This is a genomic window from Nitratidesulfovibrio oxamicus (assembly GCF_015731765.1).
Taxonomy (GTDB): domain Bacteria; phylum Desulfobacterota; class Desulfovibrionia; order Desulfovibrionales; family Desulfovibrionaceae; genus Cupidesulfovibrio; species Cupidesulfovibrio oxamicus.
In genome coordinates this window covers 1-1860 of the sequence record NZ_VRYY01000462.1, presented here as the reverse complement: position 1 = coordinate 1860, position 1860 = coordinate 1, and the positions used below count along the sequence as shown (strand labels likewise).

General features: G+C 71.1%; 1 protein-coding gene. It reads left to right on the top strand.

Annotated features, from left to right (window positions below):
• Positions 1 to 1860, top strand: a 1860-nt coding sequence (locus FVW20_RS13955) for a UvrD-helicase domain-containing protein (RefSeq protein ID WP_196610088.1), incomplete at both ends; no start/stop codon positions are given.

The window sequence follows — 1860 nt, the reverse complement described above, 5'->3', positions numbered from 1 at the left end:
GTGCGCGGGCGGCTCATCCAGCGCGCCTTGCAGGTGGCCCCGCTGGCCGGTCTGGCCCGCGCCATGGCCGCGCATCTGCCCGACTTTCAGCGGCGCGAGGGCAAGCTGCCCCAGCCGCTCATCCCCCTGCACGCCCGCGACGTGCTGAACGGCGAGTTCGGCGTGTCCGAGGCCTTCTGCCGCATGGGCACGCGCCTTGCGCACATCCTCATCGACGAATTCCAGGACACCAGCCGAGACCAGTGGGCCGCCATCGAGCCGCTGGCAGTGGAATGCCTGTCGCGCGGCGGCGGGCTGACCTGGGTGGGCGACGTGAAGCAGGCCATCTACGGCTGGCGCGGCGGCGATTCCGCCCTGTTCGACGACATCCTGGCATCCCCCGCGCTCACCGCCATCGTTCCCGACCCGCAGCGTGAAACCCTGCCCCGCAACTGGCGCAGCCGCGCGGCCATCGTGCGGCACAACAACACCGTGTTCGCGCAACTGGACGACCCGCTGCGCGCGCGGGGGGTGCTGTCGGCCATGCTGGGCGACAAGACGCCCGACCACGTGCTGGACGAGGCCGCCGCATCGGTGGCGCGGGCCTTTGCCGGGGCGGCGCAGGAGGTTCCGGACAGGGATTCTGCCCAGGGCGGGCTGGTGCGCATCGTGCCCGTACACGGCGAGGACAACGGCGACCTGCGCGACAAGGTGCGCCAGCAGTTGCGCGCGCTGTTCATGGACGACTTGGCCGCCCGCCGACCGTGGCGCGACGTGGCCGTGCTGGTGCGCAAGAACGACGAATCCGCGCAGGTGGCCTCGTGGCTCATGGACTGGGGCGTGCCGGTGGTGACCGAGAACAGCCTGCGCCTGGCCGACCATCCCCTTGTGACCCAGACCGTGGCCCTGCTGGCCTTCCTGGACTACCCGCCCAACGCGCTGGCCCTGTGGGAGGTGCTGACCGGCGTGGAGTTGTTCGGCGGCATCAGCGGGCTTTCCGACCACGCGCTGCGCGACTGGCTGGCCGACCGCTGCGCCCGCCCCGCCGACGATCCGCGCGGCGGCAAGGGGCTGCTGGCCGATTTTCGGGCCACCTTCCCCGTGGCATGGGAAACGTGGCTGGCCCCGTTCTACGCCCGCGCCGGGCTGATGGGCCCCTACGACACGGTGCGCGAAATCTTCGAACGCTTCCGCGTGGCGCAGCGCCACCCGGAGGACATCGGCTACGTGCGCCGCTTTCTGGAAGTGGTGCACAACGCCGAATCGCGCGGCCTCACTTCGCTGGCCACCTTTCTGGAATTCTGGGTCGAAAGCGGCGGCGAGGAAAAGGTGCCCATGCCGGAAGCCATGGACGCCGTGCGGGTGATGACCATGCACAAGTCCAAGGGGCTGGAATTCCCGGTGGTGGTGATTCCCTTCCACCACCAGCCCGACCGCACCGACCCGCCGCTGGTGGTGGCGGAGCTGGACGGACAGCCACTGCTGGCCCCGCTGTGCCCGGAAATGGGCGACCGCTACCACCACGCGCAGGCGGCTGCCGCCGCCGAAAAGCTGCACCTGCTCTACGTGGGCTGGACGCGGCCCGTGGATGAACTGCACGCCTACGTCACCTCCACTCCGTTCGCCGAACGGAGTTCGTCCCTGCTGGCCGGGGTACGCGCCCTGCTGACCGGGTGCGCCATCGACACCGGGCAGGAGTACGTGGCCGGGGTGGTGCCCCCGGCGCGGGCAACGGACGCGCACGCCGGTTCGGATACCGAGGACACGCGGGAAGCTCCACGGGACGAAGCGGCGGCGCAGGCCGCACCGCCCGATGCTCCGCAGGCCGTGCCCGCTCCGTTACCTTCTCCGGCGCGTGCCCCGGCACCAGGCCCGCTACCG